Raw genomic sequence first — 15,068 nt, forward strand, 5'->3', positions numbered from 1 at the left:
CATCGGGTGATGAGCGACGATGGGCGACACGACGACGGACGGGGCGGCGGGCGATACGTCGGCGCGCGGGTTCCCCGCAGGGAGGACGCCCGGCTGGTGCGCGGGCGGGCCCGGTTCGCCGGGGACGTCCGGCTGCCCGGGACGGCGCACGCGGTCGTGGTGCGCAGCCCGGTCGCGCACGGGCGGCTGGTCCGGTGCGACGTCAAGGCCGCGCTGGCCGCCGACGGCGTGCTGGACGTGCTGACCCCCGCGGATGCGGCGGGGGTGCGCCTGCCGTGCGTGACGCTCGCGCCCGGCCAGCGGGCCGTGGACTACCCGGTCCTGGCGGACGCGATCCGCTACGCCGGGCAGCCGGTGGCGCTGGTGGTGGCGCGCAGCGAGGCGGCCGCCCACGACGCCGCCGAGCTGGTCGATCTGGACATCGAGGAGCTGCCCCCGGTGCTGGGCGCCGAGTACGCCCTGTCCGGGGACGCGCCCCTGCTCCATCCCGAGTGGGGCTCCAACCTGGTCACCGACTTCCCGCTGGGGGACCCGCCGGCCGAGTGCGAGGCGGCCGCCGCCGCGGCGGAGCACGTGGTCGAGCTGACGGTGCGGCTGGGCCGGGCGACGCCGTACCCGATGGAGCCGCGGGGGATCACGGCCTCGTCCGAGGACGGCGAGCTGACCGTGTGGGCCTCCACGCAGGCGCCGCACCACGTCCGCGACCACCTCGCCGACGCCCTCGGGCTCGGCCACGGGCGGGTGCGCGTGGTGGCGTGCGACGTGGGCGGCGGCTTCGGCGGCAAGGAGCACGTCTATCCCGACGAGGCGCTGGTGTGCCTGGCGGCGATCCGGCTGGGCCGTCCGGTGCGGTGGGCGGAGTCGCGCAGCGAGCACCTGGCGGCGACCCTGCCCGCCAGGGACGCCGTGCACCGGGCCAGGCTGGCGTTCGACGGTGACGGGCGGTTCCGGGCCCTGTACTGCGACATCCTCGGCGACCTCGGGGCGCATCCGTCCAACGCCGGCATCTCCCCGTTCGCGGTGACGGGGGTGACGCTGCAGGGGCCGTACCGGTTCGATCGGGTGGGCGCGCGGGTCCGCGCGGCGGTGACGACGACCACGCCGACCGGCTCCTACCGGGGCTTCGGCCAGCCCGAGGCGACCTGGACCCGGGAACGGCTGGTGGACGAGGCCGCGCGCCTGCTGGGCGTGGACCCGGTGGAGCTGCGCCTGCGCAACCTGCTGCGCCCCGACGAGCTGCCGCACACCTCCCGGACCTGGCTGCCCCACGACTCCGGGGACTACCCCGCCGCGCTGGAGGCGCTGCGGGAACTGGTGCGGACGCGGCGTCCCGACCGGCGGGGCGACGACGGCAGGCGGCGCGGGATCGGGTTCTCCTGCCACGTCGAGGCCACCGGCATGGGCCCCTCGGAGGAGATGCGGCGGGGAGGCACCCGGGCCGGGGGCTACGAGACGGCCGTGCTGCGGATGGAGCAGGACGCCTCGGTGGTCGTCGCCTCCGGAGTGGCGGCCATCGGCCAGGGCATCGAGACGACGCTGGCGCAGCTGGCCGCCGACCACGTGGGGGTGCCGCTGGAGCGGGTCAGGGTGCTGCTGGGGGACACGGCCGCCACGCCGTACTCCCCGGTGGGCTCCATCGCCAGCCGGGCGCTCGTGCTGGGCGGCGGGGCGCTGGTCCGGGCCGCCGTACGGCTCCGCGACAAGATCACGATGATCGCCGCCCACCAGCTGGAGGCGTCCCCCGCCGACGTGGAGATCGCCGGTGACGTCGTCCGGGTGAAGGGCGACCCGGCGGCCTCCCGCACCCTGGCGGAGATCGCGGTCTCGGCGTGGCGGGCGTGGGACCTGCCCGAGGGGGTCGATCCCGGCCTGGAGGAGCGGGTGACCTACGACCCCGCCTCCTACACCTGCGCCTTCGGCGCGCACGCGGCGGCGGTGGCGGTCGATCCGGAGACGGGCGCGGTCGAGGTGGAGGGCTACTGGGTGGTCAACGACTGCGGCGTGGTGGTGAACCCGGCGATCGTGGAGGGGCAGCTGCGCGGCGGGGTCGTGCAGGGAATCGGGATGGCGCTGACCGAGGAACTGGCCTACACGCCCGGCGGGCAGCCCCTGATGGACTACCTCCCGCCGGCGGCTCCGGACGTGCCCGACATCGAGGTACGGCTGATGCAGACGCCGTCCCCGGTGACGCCCGGCGGGATGAAGGGGGTGGGCGAGGCCGGGACGATCGGGCCGCCCGCGGCGATCGGCAACGCCGTGGCCGCCGCCCTGCCCGGGATCGCCGGCCGGATCACCGGCACGCCGCTGACCCCGCAGGCGGTCTGGTCGGCGCTGGCGGCGGAGGCGGACCGGGAGGGGGAACGCGCGGATCGGACGGTCCGCGAGGACCGTGAGGGCTAGGCGGTCCGGCGGGCGGGGGCGGGCCGGGAGGGAGAGGAGGGCGCCGGGTCCAGGGACATGCGGTAGTGCACCTCCGGAACCGGGAACGGCAGGCCCGCCACGTCCTGCTCGCGGCCCGACGGGGTGAAGCCGAAACGCTCGTAGAAGCGGCGGGCGCGCGCGTTGCCCGTCAGCACCCACAGTCCCGCCTCCCGGTGCCCCAGCTCACGCAGGTGCTCGACGGAGCGCGTCATCAGGGCCAGGCCCAGCCCCGTGGACCAGTGGCCGGCGAGCACGTAGATCGCGTAGACCTCCCCGCCGTCGATCCCCGCGTCCCGGGCCGGGCCGTGCAGGCTGAAGCCGGCGATCTCCCCCTCCGGTTCCCCGCCGGGCCCGCCCACGAACAGATGCTGCTCACCGGAGCCGATCAGGCCGCGCCAGGCCTCCACCGCCCGGCGCGTGACGCTCATCCCGTCGAGGAAATCCCGGGGGAGCAGGTCCCGGTAGGCGGTTCTCCAGGTCGCGTTCTTGATCTTCAGGACGGCTTCGACGTCGTCGGGGCCGCCTTTCCGAACAAAAGACTCCATGTCTGGCAATTATTCACCATCGTCTCCGGGGCATCCCTGATTGCGGTCTTCATCAAGGCCAGGCATCATTTCGACGCGTGACAGCAGTAAGCCTGAGAAAAAGAGCCATGTCGGTCGCCGCGTGGGCTCTGCCGTACTGGACCCGCGGGCAGGCGGGGAGGGAGACTCCTCCGGAGCTGTTCCGGGTGCTGTACTTCGGATGGCTCGCCGCGTTCACCCTGAAGGTGCTCGGAGCCTCCTGGGACGTCTCCTGGCACTTCAAGTGGCTCCGGGACGACCTGGCGCCGCCGCACCTGCTCAACAGCGTCGGCACGGTCATCGTGGTGGCCCTCACGATCATCCACGTCTACACCGGCTACGGCGTGGACAGGACCGCGCAGCGCCTCATCCAGTGGGGCACCGGGACGTTCCTGATCGCCGTTCCGCTGGACCTGATCAACCACCGGGTCAACGGGCTCGACATCACGTCGTGGAGCCCGTCGCACATGCTGCTGTACATCGGCACGTTCTTCATGCTCGCCGGTGTTATCCGCGGCTGGTTCACGGGCGCCCCGCCCGGACGCGTGCGCACGCTCGTCCTGGGCGGCCTGTTCGTGTTCATGTTCGAGAACGTCTGGTTCCCCGCCCAGCACCAGGAGTACGGCGTCTTCGGCATCCGGGCGTGGGACGCCGGGAAGCCCGAGGCCGAGCCGATCCTGCTGCAGTTCGCCGCCGACCAGATGGGCCGCGCGATCGACCGCGAGATGGTGGTCAGGTTCGCGCTGCCGGTGCCCGACCAGGTCTACCCGCTCTACGCCGCGATGGCGGCGATGATCGTGCTCGTCTTCGCCCGCGCGATGATCGGCAAGATGTTCGCCGCCACCGCCGTGGCCGGCGCCTACGTCGCCTACCGGACGCTGATCTGGCCGCTGCTGGCGGTGGCGGACTTCCCGCGCTCGGCGGTCCCGGCCTTCCTGATCGCCGGGGCGCTCGCGATCGACCTGGCGTTCCTGATCCGCAACCCGGTCGTCCGGGCGCTGGCCGGCTCCCTCGTCGCGACCCTCGTCGTCGACCAGGTCCTGCGGGTGCAGAACGCGTGGGCGGCCTCCCCGCCCCTGATCAGCCCGGTGACCATGGCGATCGGGGGAGCCGGGCTCGCCGCCCTCTGGCTGGCCGGCGAGTGGTTCCTCACCCGCTACCGGCTCCGGGCCCGGAACGCGGACCCCGCGCTCAGCCGGACGCCGGGATAGCGCTCGCCGGAACCGGAACCGGAACCGGCACCGGCACCGGAGACGGCGAAGCGGGGGCGGCGTCCGCCCCCGCTTCGCCGTCTCCGGCGCCGTCCGAGGGCGCCGAGCCGGTCATCCGGGCGGGATCTGGGCGGTGGTCAGCGCCACCGCGATCCCGTAGGCCAGTCCCATGACGGTGACCTCGGCCGCCGCCCAGGCGGCGACCGCCGTGCCCTCCCGCCGCTCGATCCGCGGCAGGAGGCGGAAGCGGATGTGGGCGGCGAGCGGGACCAGCAGGGCGGTGAGCGCGACCTTGGCCAGCACCAGCAGGCCGTACTCGCTGGACAGCAGGTCGCCGGGGAGCTGCACCCCGGGGGTGAGGGCCATGGTGCCCAGCCCGTTCACCAGCCCCGAGAGGCCGACCACGACCAGCGCGAGGGTGGCCAGCCGGGAGAACCTCGGCAGGATCCGGGCCAGTAGCTCCCGTTCCGGGGCGACCAGCACCGCGATCACCACGAGCCCGCCGGTCCACGCCGCCGCGCCCAGCACGTGCAACTCCATCGAGACCATGATGGGGTCGTGCCACACGGAGTCCACCGCGTGGCCGGTGACCGGGATGGGCAGCAGGCCGAACAGGGCGATCACGATCCGCAGCTCGGCCGGGACCTTCTCGCCGAAGCGCACCGCCAGCAGCCCGATCCCGGCGTAGGCCAGCGCGCAGGCGGCGCTGAAGAGCAGGCCCTGGCCCGCGCCGAACTTGTCGACGTACGCGGCGACCGCTCCCGGGGTGGGGAAGGTCCCGGGGTTCAGCTCGGCGGCCAGGAAGACGATGGTCAGCAGCGCCAGCACCGCCCAGGCCCAGGCGAACGAGAGCGCCAGCGGCCGGGCCCGGCGCATCACCGGCTCGGTGCGCTCCGGGTCGTCGAAGCCGAGCAGCTTGGGCAGGAAGCTCAGGCCGACCACCGCCACCGCCGCCAGATCCAGCAGCACGCGCAGCACGGGCAGGCCGTACTCCACCACCGGGGAGGGCAGCGCGATGCCCGGCACCGCCTCCGCGGCGCCGAACGCCGTCGCGACGAGGACGGCGGACACCGCCCCGGCGACGAGGCCCCAGGCGGGCAGCCTCCCGGTCGTTCCGGTCGTTCCGGTCGTTCCGGTCGTTCCGGGCTCGCCGGTCCGCCCGGCGGCCGTGGCCGCTCCGCTCTCTCCCGCGGTCACTTCGTCCCCTCCCGCTCGCGAGTGCGGCGCAGCGCCACGACCGTGGCGCCGCCCAGCACGACCAGCGACCCGGCGATCCACACCACGGCCATCCCCGCGCCGCCGTTCTGCGCGGCCTCGGCCGCCTGGGCGCTCAGGTCGGGTGTGCTCGGGGGCGCGGCGGTGGGCGGGGCGTCCGTGGCGGGCCGGGAGGCGGTGCCCGGCCCCGGGGCGGTCAGGGTGAACTTCAGCGTGTCCGCCACCGGGTGACCGTCGGAGGACAGGATCCGGTAGCCCACGACGTATTCGCCGGCGGGTCCCAGGGGCCTGACCCGGACCGTGGCCTTCTCCCCGGCGACGGCCGTCGCGCCGTCCTCCCAGCGGGTGCCGTCCGGGCCGGTCACGGTGATCTTCGCGAATCCCTGCCGGACCGGCTGGTCGAAGGTGAGCGTGATCTTCTCTGGCGCGGTGGCGATCTCGGCCCCGTCCTCGGGGTCGCTGCCGATCAGCACGTTGTGGGCCTGCGCGGGCGCGACGGCGCCGAGCAGCGCGGCACCGGTCAGCAGCATGACGGTCAGCAGCCGCCGCACCGGTCGCGGCCTTCCGTTCGATGTCCTCATAGCCCGACCATGTTCCCATCCCCGCCGTTCACCCCGGGAATCGAACCGCCCGGCCCGGGGTCTCCGGGCCGGGCGGTCCTGTCTCCGCCGCCCGGGGGCCGTCACGCCGGGTCAGCGGGAGCTACGGGAGCCGCGGAGCGGGCGGGTGGAGCCGTCCGCTCGGGCTGAGGGGTGTCACGGAGGGGTCAGCAGGGGCCGAGGTCCTTCCAGACGCCCCACTCGCCGGTGGTGCCGGGCTCGTTGTTCTGGGTCCACCACTTGGCCTCCCAGGTGCGGTCCTTGTGCGAGACCTTGTTGCCGCCGGTGTAGACCTTCCCGGCCTCCCATGCGGGGTCGGCGCAGGTGCCGTCCGGGTCCTCGGTGACCGTCGGCGTGGGGGTGGGGTCCGGGCCGGGGGTGGTGGCGCCGCGGGCGTTCTCGAAGGCCAGGCCGTACGTCTTGCCGCCGAAGGTCAGCGTGTGGTTGGCCGGGCCGGGGACGGGCAGGTAGTAGACGTAGTCCATGGTCACCGAGGCGCCGGGGGCCAGGGACTGCCAGGCGGGGAGCTTCACCGAGACGCGGTGGAAGTCGCCCTTCAGGCCGCCGACGTTGCCGACGGTGGAGTGCTCGCTGCTGATCACCTTCAGGCCGAAGCCGGACTGGTCCTTGGCGTTGTTCGGCGCGGCGGTGGGGTAGTCCCACTGGAACTCCGCGCCGCCCGGGATCGTCACCGAGGACTTGTTGGTGATGGTCAGCTTGGGACTGATCGGGTAGTTGCTGTCGCCGACCGGGAAGCCGCCCGCCTCGATCCGCACGTCGAGCTTCTCGTTCGGGATCGCGACCTTGGCGCGGGCGGCGCCGTACGGCGCGGCGGTCTTGAGCTTGTCGTACATCAGGGTCGTGAGCGTGTCGCCCATGAAGTACTCGCCCTTGGCGGCGTCCCAGTCGTAGTCGCCGGCCAGCTCCCAGATCATGATGCCGCCGATGCCCTTGTCCTTGACGTAGTCGATCTTGGCTCCGATCGACTTCTCGTTCTCGGTGGACAGGAACACCTTCTTGGTGGGGTTCCACAGCCACGGCGCGACCAGGGTGGGGTCGTAGTGCTCGGTGTAGGCGCCGGTCAGCCTGTCCTCGGGGTCGTTCGGGTCGAGGCCGTAGACGGAGGCGTAGGAGCCGATGCGGCCCTCGGCGAGGTTCCTGGCGTGCCAGAGCGGGTTGCCGCCGCCGCTGACCTCCCTGTCGTTCTCCAGGTCGTGCCAGAGGTTGTCGACGCCGCGCGCGCCGTCGCCGCAGGAGGTCAGGCCGGTCGGGCAGTTGGCGCCGACCGCCTTGCCCCACAGGCCGTTGGTGCCGCCGGTGACGTTGCGCCAGCCGCGGGTGTAGTACGGCACGCCGATGTTGATCCGGCCGGACTGCATGGCCCCGCGGAAGTAGTGGTAGGCCCAGTCGGTGTTGAGGTAGCCGATGCCGCCGTACTGGGAGGTCGTGTAGACGCCCCACTTGGCCAGCTCGGCGTCCTTGCCGTCGTCGTAGAGCGCGGCGTTGGGGCCGACGAACTCGTTCCAGGCGCCGTGCAGGTCGTAGGACATGATGTTGACGTAGTCCAGGTACTGGGTGACCTGGAAGGTCTCCATGCCGCGCAGCAGGTAGCCGGAGGAGGGCGAGGCGATCGTCAGCAGGTAGTACCTGCCGTCGGCCGCGGAGGCGGCGTTGAGCTTGTCGCGCAGGGTCTTCATCAGCGCGACGTAGCCCTTCATCAGCGACCCGCGGCGGGCGTTGGCGAGCTGCCAGTCCAGCGGGTGGCCGGCGTCCTTCATCGAGGTCGGGTACTCGTAGTCGATGTCGACGCCGTTGAAGCCGTACTTCCTGATGAAGTCGACGGTGGAGGCGGCGAAGGCGTCGATGCCCGCCTGGTTGACCGAGCCGTCGGCGTTGGTGGTCATGGAGTAGAAGCCGCCGGAGGCCACGCGGTTGCCCGAGGAGTCGAAGTAGCCGCCGGTCTCGGCCCAGCCGCCGACGCTGATCAGCGTTTTGACGTCCGGATTCGCCTTCTTGTACTTGTTCAGCAGGTTGAAGTGCCCCTTGTACGGCAGCGCGGGGTCGAGGGCGTCGATCCCGGGCCACTCCATTCCGGTGGCGGCGTTGTCCGGCCCGTCGGCGCCGACGGAGATCCTGTTGTCCCCGCCGACGTGCGCGAACGCGTAGTTGATGTGGGTGATCTTGCTCCACGGGATGTCCTTGGCCAGGTAGGACGGCTGGCCGTTCTTGCCCGTGCGCCATCCGGTGAAGTAGCCGATGATCCGGCGGGGGTGGTCGGCCCCCATCTTCTCCCGGCCGTTCTCGTCGTAGGCCAGGCAGTAGGGGACGGCGAGGCCCGGCGTCGTGTAGAGGCCGTCCGGGCGGCAGGTCTCGTGGTCGACGGCCGCGGCGGCCGTCCCGGAGAGTGCTCCGGTGAGCGCTCCGGCGAGGAGGGCGAGGGACGCGCCGGCCGCTGCGAGGCCGGTGCGCAGGCGTGAGGACACGGGGGGTGCCACCTTTCACGAGCAGGCGTGGAAATGCCCGGGGCGTCCGGTGGATCCCCATGCGATGGGACCTGTCGGACACGCCCGGCCCGCCCCCGTCCGGGTTGTTGATCGTGAAACTATGCCCTCCCACCTGGACCGTCAATCCTTTCTTTTAGGAAACTTTCTTGATAATTAGGGCGACGGCCACCTCCGCGCCCCCCGTCTGTGGGAGAGGGCTTTTGCCGGGCGGGGAGGCGGCGTAACATCCGAGCACGCCTCACGTTGCCGGGCGCACGGTTCACCATGGCGAGGACGGAGTGCCCATCCCATGAGCGTCGCCCAGCCGGTCCCGGATCCGCCCGAGGCTCCTTCCCCTTCCTCCGCCCCGGTCTCCGCCGGCGGCCCGCCCCCGGCGCTCGCCGAGCCGACGCGCCGGGTGGGGCCGTGGTGGGTCGCCGGGATCTCCCTGGCCAACCTGGCCCTCTGGATGGGGTACTTCGGGCCGCTGCAGGTGCTGCTGCCCTCGCAGGCGGCCCAGATCTCCCCGGGAGGCAAGGAGACCGCGCTGGCGGTGGTGACCGGAGCGGGGGCCGCGGTGGCGATGCTGACCAACCCGATCGTGGGAGCGCTGTCCGACCGCACGGCCCGGCGGGCCGGGGCGGGCGGCGCGGGACGGCCCGGGCGGAGTCCGCGGCCCTGGGGAAGGTTCGGCCGCTCGGGGCTGGCCGGTCGGCGGCATCCCTGGACGCTCGCCGGCGCCCTGGCCGGTGCGGGGGCGCTGGTCCTCCTCGCGGGGCAGAGCACGATCATCGGGATGGTGATCGGCTGGTGCCTGGCCCAGGCGGGGCTCAACATGATGCAGGCGTCGCTGAACGCCGGGGTCCCCGACCACGTTCCGGTCCGGCAGCGGGGCGAGGTGTCCGGCTGGATCGGGATCCCGCAGTCTCTCGGCGTGGTTCTGGCGGTCGTGCTGGTCACCATGGTCGCCACCACCGTGGACGCGGGCTACCTCCTGATCGCCGCGCTGATCCCGCTGTGCGCCCTGCCGTTCGTCCTCACCACCGCCGACCCGCCCCTGGGCTCCCGTCCGCCGTTCGACGCGCGCGCCTTCCTGCGGAGTTTCCGGATCAGCCCCCGCGCCCACCCCGACTTCTTCTGGGCGTGGCTGACCCGGTTCCTGATGCAGCTGGGCAATGCGACGGCCACGCTGTACCTGCTGTACTTCCTCGCCGACGCGGTCGGCTACGAGCGGCTGTTCCCCGGGGAGAAGGCCGAGGACGGGCTGCTCGTCCTCATCTTGATCTACACGGCGGCCGTCGTGCTCACCACCGTCGTGGCCGGGGTGGTCTCCGACCGCCTGGGCCGCCGCAAGACGCTGGTCACCGTCTCCGGGCTGATCGGCGCGGTCCCGGCGGTGATGCTCGCGTTCTGGCCGCTGTGGCCGGTGACCATGGCGGGCGCGGCGATCCTCGGGATCGGGTTCGGCGTCTACCTGTCGGTCGACAACGCCCTGGTCACCCAGGTCCTGCCCACGGCCGAGGGCCGCGCGAAGGACCTGGGTGTGATCAACATCGCCAACTCCGGCCCCCAGGTGCTCGGCCCGGTCATCGCCGGGCCGATCGTGGCGGGCGCGGGTGGTTATCCCGTGCTCTACCTGGTCTCGGCCGCGCTGGTCCTGCTCGGGGCCGGCCTCGTCTGGAAGATCCGCTCAGTGCCCTGACCGGCCCGCCGGCGCCGTGCCGCACCGGGCCTGCTGACGCCCTGACCGGCCCGCCGGCGCTCCTCCGCTCTCAGGACTGGCGGTTGGTCCCCGTGTGCTGACCCCGGCGCAGCGGCATCGACTGCTTGGCCAGACGCTGAGCCTGGCGCTGCCCCTGAGGCCCGCCGGCGCCCCGGCCGGCCCCCTGGCCGCCGCCCTTCTCCTCGCGCAGCTGGGCGGAGGTCACCGGGCCCGGCCCCTTGCGGACCGGCGTCGCCTTCTGCTGCTGGTGCTGCGCCTTCGTCTGACGCGACTTCGAACTCATGGAACCCCCCAAGAGATATTTCGTTTTAAGGGGGCTTATGTCCGTTTTGTGAAAGGGGAAACGCCCGAGGGAGGGGTCGCTGAGGAACGCCGGGGAATCCGGGGAAGGGGTCGCCGGAGAAGGGATCACAGCCGGGGCGGGGCGGTGCTCTCCCGGACGATGAGCTCGGTGGCGAGCTCCACCCGCCGGGTCTCCGGGGCCTCCCCCCGGCTCATGCCGAGCACGGTCCGGGCGGCCAGCGCGGCCATCTCCTGGAGCGGCTGGCGGACGGTGGTCAGCGGCGGCCAGGCCGAGCGGGACAGCGGGAGGTCGTCGAAGCCGACCACGGACAGGTCCTCGGGGACGCGCATCCCGCGCTGGCGGGCCGCCTCGAAGACGCCGAAGGCCTGCAGGTCGCTCCCCGCGAAGATCGCGGTGGGAGGGTCGCCGAGGGAGAGCAGGGCGTGGCCGTGGTCGTGCCCGGAGTCGACCAGGAAGGTGCCGCGGCGGATCAGTTCGGGCGCGGCCTCGATCCCGGCGGTCTCCAGCGCGGCGCGGTAGCCGTCGATCCTGGCCTGGCTGCAGAGCATGTCGGCGGGCCCGCTGATCATGCCGATGCGCCGGTGTCCCAGCTCCAGCAGGTGTCGGGTGGCGGCCAGGCCGCCGTGCCAGTTGGTCGCGCCGACCGAGGCGACGCCGGGCGCGGGCTCACCCTCGGGGTCGACCACCACGAACGGCAGGGATCGTGCGGTGAGCTGGGCCTGCACCATGCTGGAGAGCTTGGACGCGACGATCACCACTCCGTCGGTGCGGCGGGCGGCGAGCCGCTCCAGCCAGTCGCGGCCCGGCCCCGCGTGGGTGTGCAGCACGGAGATGACGACGCTGGCGCCCGCCTCGTGGGCCGCGTCCTCGGCGCCGCGGACGATCTCCATGGCCCACGGGCTCTCGATCTCGGCGAAGACCAGGTCGACCAGGCCGGCCGGTCCGTCGTCCTGGCTGACGCGGCGCTGGTAGCCGTGCTTGTGGAGCAGCCGCTCGACCCGGTGGCGGGTGTCGGGGGCCACTTCGGGCCTGCCGTTGATGACCTTGGACACCGTGGGGACCGAGACCCCGGCCTCTTCCGCGATCTGAGCGATCGTTACCCGCCTCTTGGTGGACATGTGGCGAAGTCTAGCCGAAACCTTTCGGGACCTGAGATGCACATGTTGTCGGCCCATGTCCCCAATGTCCGTCGAGGTCTATTGACGCTTCACCCGATTTTTACCTAGGCTTCCGGCCATGAAACATTCGGGGGCTATCCGAAACTTTCATGCGACGCGGAAAGGATTGACGGCGATGTCACTGCGTCGACACGGTGTAGCAGTACTGGCAGCCTCCGTCCTCCTCCTCGGAGGTTGTGGCAGCGACGCGGGCGAGAGCCCGGAGCCGGCCGCCGGCGGAGGAAAGGTCACTCTCGACTGGTGGCACATCGGGACCGCCGAGCCGAACAAGACGATTTACGAGGGGTGGGTCAAGGCGTACCAGGCCAAGAACCCCAATGTCACCATCAAGGTGACGGCCATGGAGAATGACGCGTTCAAGTCCAAGATGGCCACCGTCACCACGGCGGCCAGCGCCCCGGACATCTTCTCGACCTGGGGCGGCGGCGTGCTCAAGCAGCAGCTCGACGCCGGGATCGTCAAGGACCTCGGGGACGCGAAGGCGATCGCGGACTTCACCCCGGCGGCGCTGGCCGCCTACCAGGTAGACGGCAAGACGTACGGCGTCCCGATCGACGTCGGCATGGTGGGCTTCTGGTACAACAAGAAGCTCTTCGAGAAGGCCGGCGTCTCGGAGCCGCCCGCGACGTGGGCGGCCTTCCTGGAGACGGTCAAGAAGCTCAAGGCGGCGGGGATCACCCCCATCGCGCTGGCGGGCAAGGAGAAGTGGCCCGGCCACTACTACTGGACCTACCTCGCCATGCGCGTCGGCGGGCTCGAGGCGCTCAAGCAGGCGGCGACCACCCACGACTTCACCGGGCCCGACTTCGTCGCCGCGGGACAGCGACTCAAGGAGCTGGTCGACCTCCAGCCCTTCCAGAAGGGCTTCCTCAACGCGGCCTACAGCACGCCCGACGGGCAGGCCGCCACGGTGGGCGGCGGCAAGGCCGCGATGGAGCTGATGGGGCAGTGGGCCCCGTCCGTGCAGAAGGACTCCGGCGGCGGCATCGGCGAGGACCTCGCCTTCTTCCCCTTCCCCGCGGTCGAGGGCGGCAAGGGGACGGCCACCGAGGCGCTCGGCGGCGGCAACGGCTTCGCCGTCGGCGCGGACGCCCCCGCCGAGGCCGTGGACTTCCTGAAGTTCATCACCCAGATGGACAACCAGAAGCAGTTCGTGGAGTCCGGCGCCGGACTCCCGGCGGTGAACGGCGCCGAGGAGGCGATCAAGGACGCCAACCTCAAGAACGTGGCCGGCACGCTGGCCGGGGCGACCGGCTTCCAGCTCTACCTGGACCAGGCCTACCCGCCCGCGGTCGGACAGGAGATCAACGACAGCGTGGCCGGGCTCATCGCGGGCTCCAAGACACCCGAGCAGGTCTCGGCCGCCATCACCGAGACGGCCAAGGCCGAAGGGTAACGGCGTCCGGCAGCGGCGGGCGGGCCGATCGGCCCGCCCGCCCGTCCACCCCCCGACACGGAGCAACGCATATGACACATCCGGCGTTGACGGAGCGCCCGGAGAAGCGGGCACAGCCCGGAGCCGGTCCGCGGCCCGGCCTTCCGCGGGCCGCGGACCGGCGCCGCCGCCGGCTCAGGGGCCTGGCGACCATCGCCCTGTTCCTGCTGCCGGCCCTGGTGCTGTACGGCCTGCTGGTGCTCGCCCCCATCGCGATCGCGGCCTACACCAGCCTGTTCCGCTGGAACGGCCTGGGCGGCCGGCCCGAGGACTTCATCGGCTTCGACAACTTCACCCGGCTCTTCGCCAGCGACGTCTTCCACGGCGACCTGCGGAACGGCCTGATCATCATCGTCCTGTCGCTGACGATCCAGCTCCCGCTCGCACTGGGCCTGGCGCTCCTGCTCAACCAGCGGATGCGCGGCAGGGCGGTCTACCGGCTGATGTTCTTCGCGCCCTACGTCCTGTCCGAGGTGATCACCGGTGTCCTGTTCTCGCTGATCCTCTCGCCGGAGGCCGGACTGGCCAACCAGATCCTGCGCGCGGTGGGCCTGGAGGAGCTGGAACGCGCGTGGCTGGCCGACCCGTCCACCGTCCTGCCCGCCCTGTTCCTGGTCATGACCTGGAAGTACTTCGGCTTCTACATGATCCTGTTCCTGGCCGGCCGGCAGAGCATCCCCAGGGAGCTCGGCGAGGCCGCCGCCATCGACGGGGCCACCCCCTGGAAGCAGTTCCGGTACGTGACGCTCCCGCTGCTCGGCCCGACCGTCCGCATCGCCGCCTTCCTGTCCATCATCGGCACGATCCAGCTGTTCGACCTGGTCTGGGTGCTCACCGCGGGCGGGCCCGACCACGCCTCCGAGACGATGGCCGTGACGATGTTCCAGTTCGGCTTCAAGCGCACCCAGATCGGCTACGCCAGCGCGATCAGCGTGGTGATGTTCGTCCTCAGCATGATCTTCGCGCTCGCCTACCTGCGCTTCGTCATGCGGAGGGACACCCGGGGCGCCGTGACGACGATGGGAGACCACCGATGAGCAGCCCCGTGCCGAGCCCGGTGGCCGGTCCCGCGGCGGGCCGCCGCCCGGACCGCCGCCGCCGTCCCGCCGGGCCGTCGCGCGCCAAGGGGGTCTCGCTGCACCTGCTGGCCGCGACGCTGGCGGTGTTCGTCCTCGTCCCGCTCGTGTTCGCCCTGCTCGGCGGGTTCAAGGACAACGCCCAGCTGGCCTCCAACCCCTTCGGGCTGCCCGCGCCGTGGCACCCGGAGAACTACACCGAGGTGCTCGCCTCCGGCTCCTTCTGGCGGCAGATCGGCAACAGCGTCTTCATCGCGCTGGCCACCACGGTGCTCGTCGTGGGGCTGTCGGCGATGGCCGCGTTCGCGTTCGCGCGCTTCGCGTTCCGGGGCAGGGAAGTACTCTTCACGATCTTCACGGCCGGGCTGATGTTCCCCTTCGCGGTGGCGATCCTGCCGCTGTTCGTCCTGATGCGCACCTTCGGGCTGCTCGACAACCCGCTCGGGGTGATCCTGGTCCAGGCCGCGTTCGGCCTGCCGATGACGATCATCATTCTGCGCGGTTTCTTCGCCGCGATCCCGCGGGAGGTGGAGGAGGCCGCCGTCATCGACGGCTGCACGCCGTTCGGCGTCTTCTGGCGCGTCCTGCTGCCGATGGCCCGGCCCGCCCTCGCCACCGTCTCGGTCCTGGCGATCGTGGCCAGCTGGAACAACTTCTTCCTGCCGCTGGCGGTGTTCAACGACCCCGACTGGTGGACCATCCCGCTGGGCGTCCAGCAGTTCCAGGGACAGTACTCCAGCGACATCGCCCGAACCCTCGCCTACGTCGTCCTGGCCATGGTGCCCGCGCTGGCTTTCTACGCGGTCGCCGAACGTCACCTGATCAGCGGACTGACCGCTGGAGCTACGAAGGGATGAACG

The 15,068-nt window shown here is 72.0% G+C and carries 12 protein-coding genes; 6 read left to right on the forward strand and 6 right to left on the reverse strand.

Annotated features, from left to right (window positions below; genetic code table 11):
- Positions 1-9 precede the first annotated feature (9 nt).
- Positions 10-2,400, forward strand: a complete 2,391-nt coding sequence (locus Plo01_RS14695; protein WP_203891129.1) for a xanthine dehydrogenase family protein molybdopterin-binding subunit — start codon at positions 10-12, stop codon at positions 2,398-2,400.
- Here the strand turns inward: Plo01_RS14695 and Plo01_RS14700 are convergent.
- Complete coding sequence (locus Plo01_RS14700; protein ID WP_203891130.1) at positions 2,397-2,966, reverse strand: GNAT family N-acetyltransferase; 570 nt, start codon at positions 2,964-2,966, stop codon at positions 2,397-2,399. The genes Plo01_RS14695 and Plo01_RS14700 overlap by 4 nt on opposite strands.
- A 77-nt stretch (positions 2,967-3,043) precedes the next feature.
- Here Plo01_RS14700 and Plo01_RS14705 point away from each other — a divergent pair, with 77 nt between their 5' ends.
- Positions 3,044-4,195: a hypothetical protein gene (locus tag Plo01_RS14705; RefSeq protein WP_239316327.1), complete on the forward strand. Its 1,152-nt coding sequence runs from the start codon at positions 3,044-3,046 to the stop codon at positions 4,193-4,195.
- 111 nt (positions 4,196-4,306) lie between these two features.
- Here the strand turns inward: Plo01_RS14705 and Plo01_RS14710 are convergent, their stop codons facing one another.
- From Plo01_RS14710 to Plo01_RS14720, 3 genes are all read right to left on the reverse strand, one after another.
- On the reverse strand, positions 4,307-5,392 hold the full coding sequence (locus tag Plo01_RS14710; protein ID WP_239316329.1) for a CopD family protein: 1,086 nt from the start codon (positions 5,390-5,392) through the stop codon (positions 4,307-4,309).
- Positions 5,389-5,991 (reverse strand): copper resistance CopC family protein, encoded by a 603-nt coding sequence (locus Plo01_RS14715; RefSeq protein WP_239316331.1) that lies wholly within the window; start codon positions 5,989-5,991, stop codon positions 5,389-5,391. The genes Plo01_RS14710 and Plo01_RS14715 overlap by 4 nt, the downstream gene beginning before the upstream one ends.
- 185 nt (positions 5,992-6,176) lie before the next feature.
- Positions 6,177-8,492 (reverse strand): chitinase C-terminal domain-containing protein, encoded by a 2,316-nt coding sequence (locus tag Plo01_RS14720; protein WP_239316333.1) that lies wholly within the window; start codon positions 8,490-8,492, stop codon positions 6,177-6,179.
- 310 nt (positions 8,493-8,802) lie between these two features.
- Here Plo01_RS14720 and Plo01_RS14725 point away from each other — a divergent pair, with 310 nt between their 5' ends.
- Positions 8,803-10,194 carry an MFS transporter gene (locus Plo01_RS14725; protein WP_203891131.1) on the forward strand — a complete coding sequence of 464 codons (1,392 nt, stop codon included), beginning with the start codon at positions 8,803-8,805 and terminating at the stop codon, positions 10,192-10,194.
- Positions 10,195-10,264: 70 nt separating this feature from the next.
- Here Plo01_RS14725 and Plo01_RS14730 read toward each other — a convergent pair whose 3' ends face one another.
- Together Plo01_RS14730 and Plo01_RS14735 are read right to left on the reverse strand one after the other, a co-directional pair.
- Positions 10,265-10,498, reverse strand: a complete 234-nt coding sequence (locus tag Plo01_RS14730) for a hypothetical protein (RefSeq protein WP_203891132.1) — start codon at positions 10,496-10,498, stop codon at positions 10,265-10,267.
- 125 nt (positions 10,499-10,623) lie between these two features.
- A complete protein-coding gene (locus tag Plo01_RS14735) occupies positions 10,624-11,694 on the reverse strand; it encodes a LacI family DNA-binding transcriptional regulator (protein ID WP_275415389.1) in 1,071 nt (356 codons plus the stop codon).
- 118 nt (positions 11,695-11,812) lie between these two features.
- On the opposite strand from Plo01_RS14735, the gene Plo01_RS14740 reads away from it, so the two are divergent.
- From Plo01_RS14740 to Plo01_RS14750, 3 genes are all read left to right on the forward strand, one after another.
- Positions 11,813-13,093, forward strand: a complete 1,281-nt coding sequence (locus tag Plo01_RS14740; RefSeq protein WP_203891134.1) for an extracellular solute-binding protein — start codon at positions 11,813-11,815, stop codon at positions 13,091-13,093.
- An 86-nt stretch (positions 13,094-13,179) separates the two neighbouring features.
- On the forward strand, positions 13,180-14,169 hold the full coding sequence (locus tag Plo01_RS14745; protein ID WP_239316335.1) for a carbohydrate ABC transporter permease: 990 nt from the start codon (positions 13,180-13,182) through the stop codon (positions 14,167-14,169).
- Positions 14,166-15,065, forward strand: a complete 900-nt coding sequence (locus Plo01_RS14750; protein ID WP_203891136.1) for a carbohydrate ABC transporter permease — start codon at positions 14,166-14,168, stop codon at positions 15,063-15,065. The genes Plo01_RS14745 and Plo01_RS14750 overlap by 4 nt, the downstream gene beginning before the upstream one ends.
- The last annotated feature ends 3 nt before the right edge of the window (positions 15,066-15,068 follow it).

Origin of the sequence: Planobispora longispora (assembly GCF_016863135.1) — a bacterium.
Classification (GTDB): Bacteria; Actinomycetota; Actinomycetes; order Streptosporangiales; family Streptosporangiaceae; genus Planobispora; species Planobispora longispora.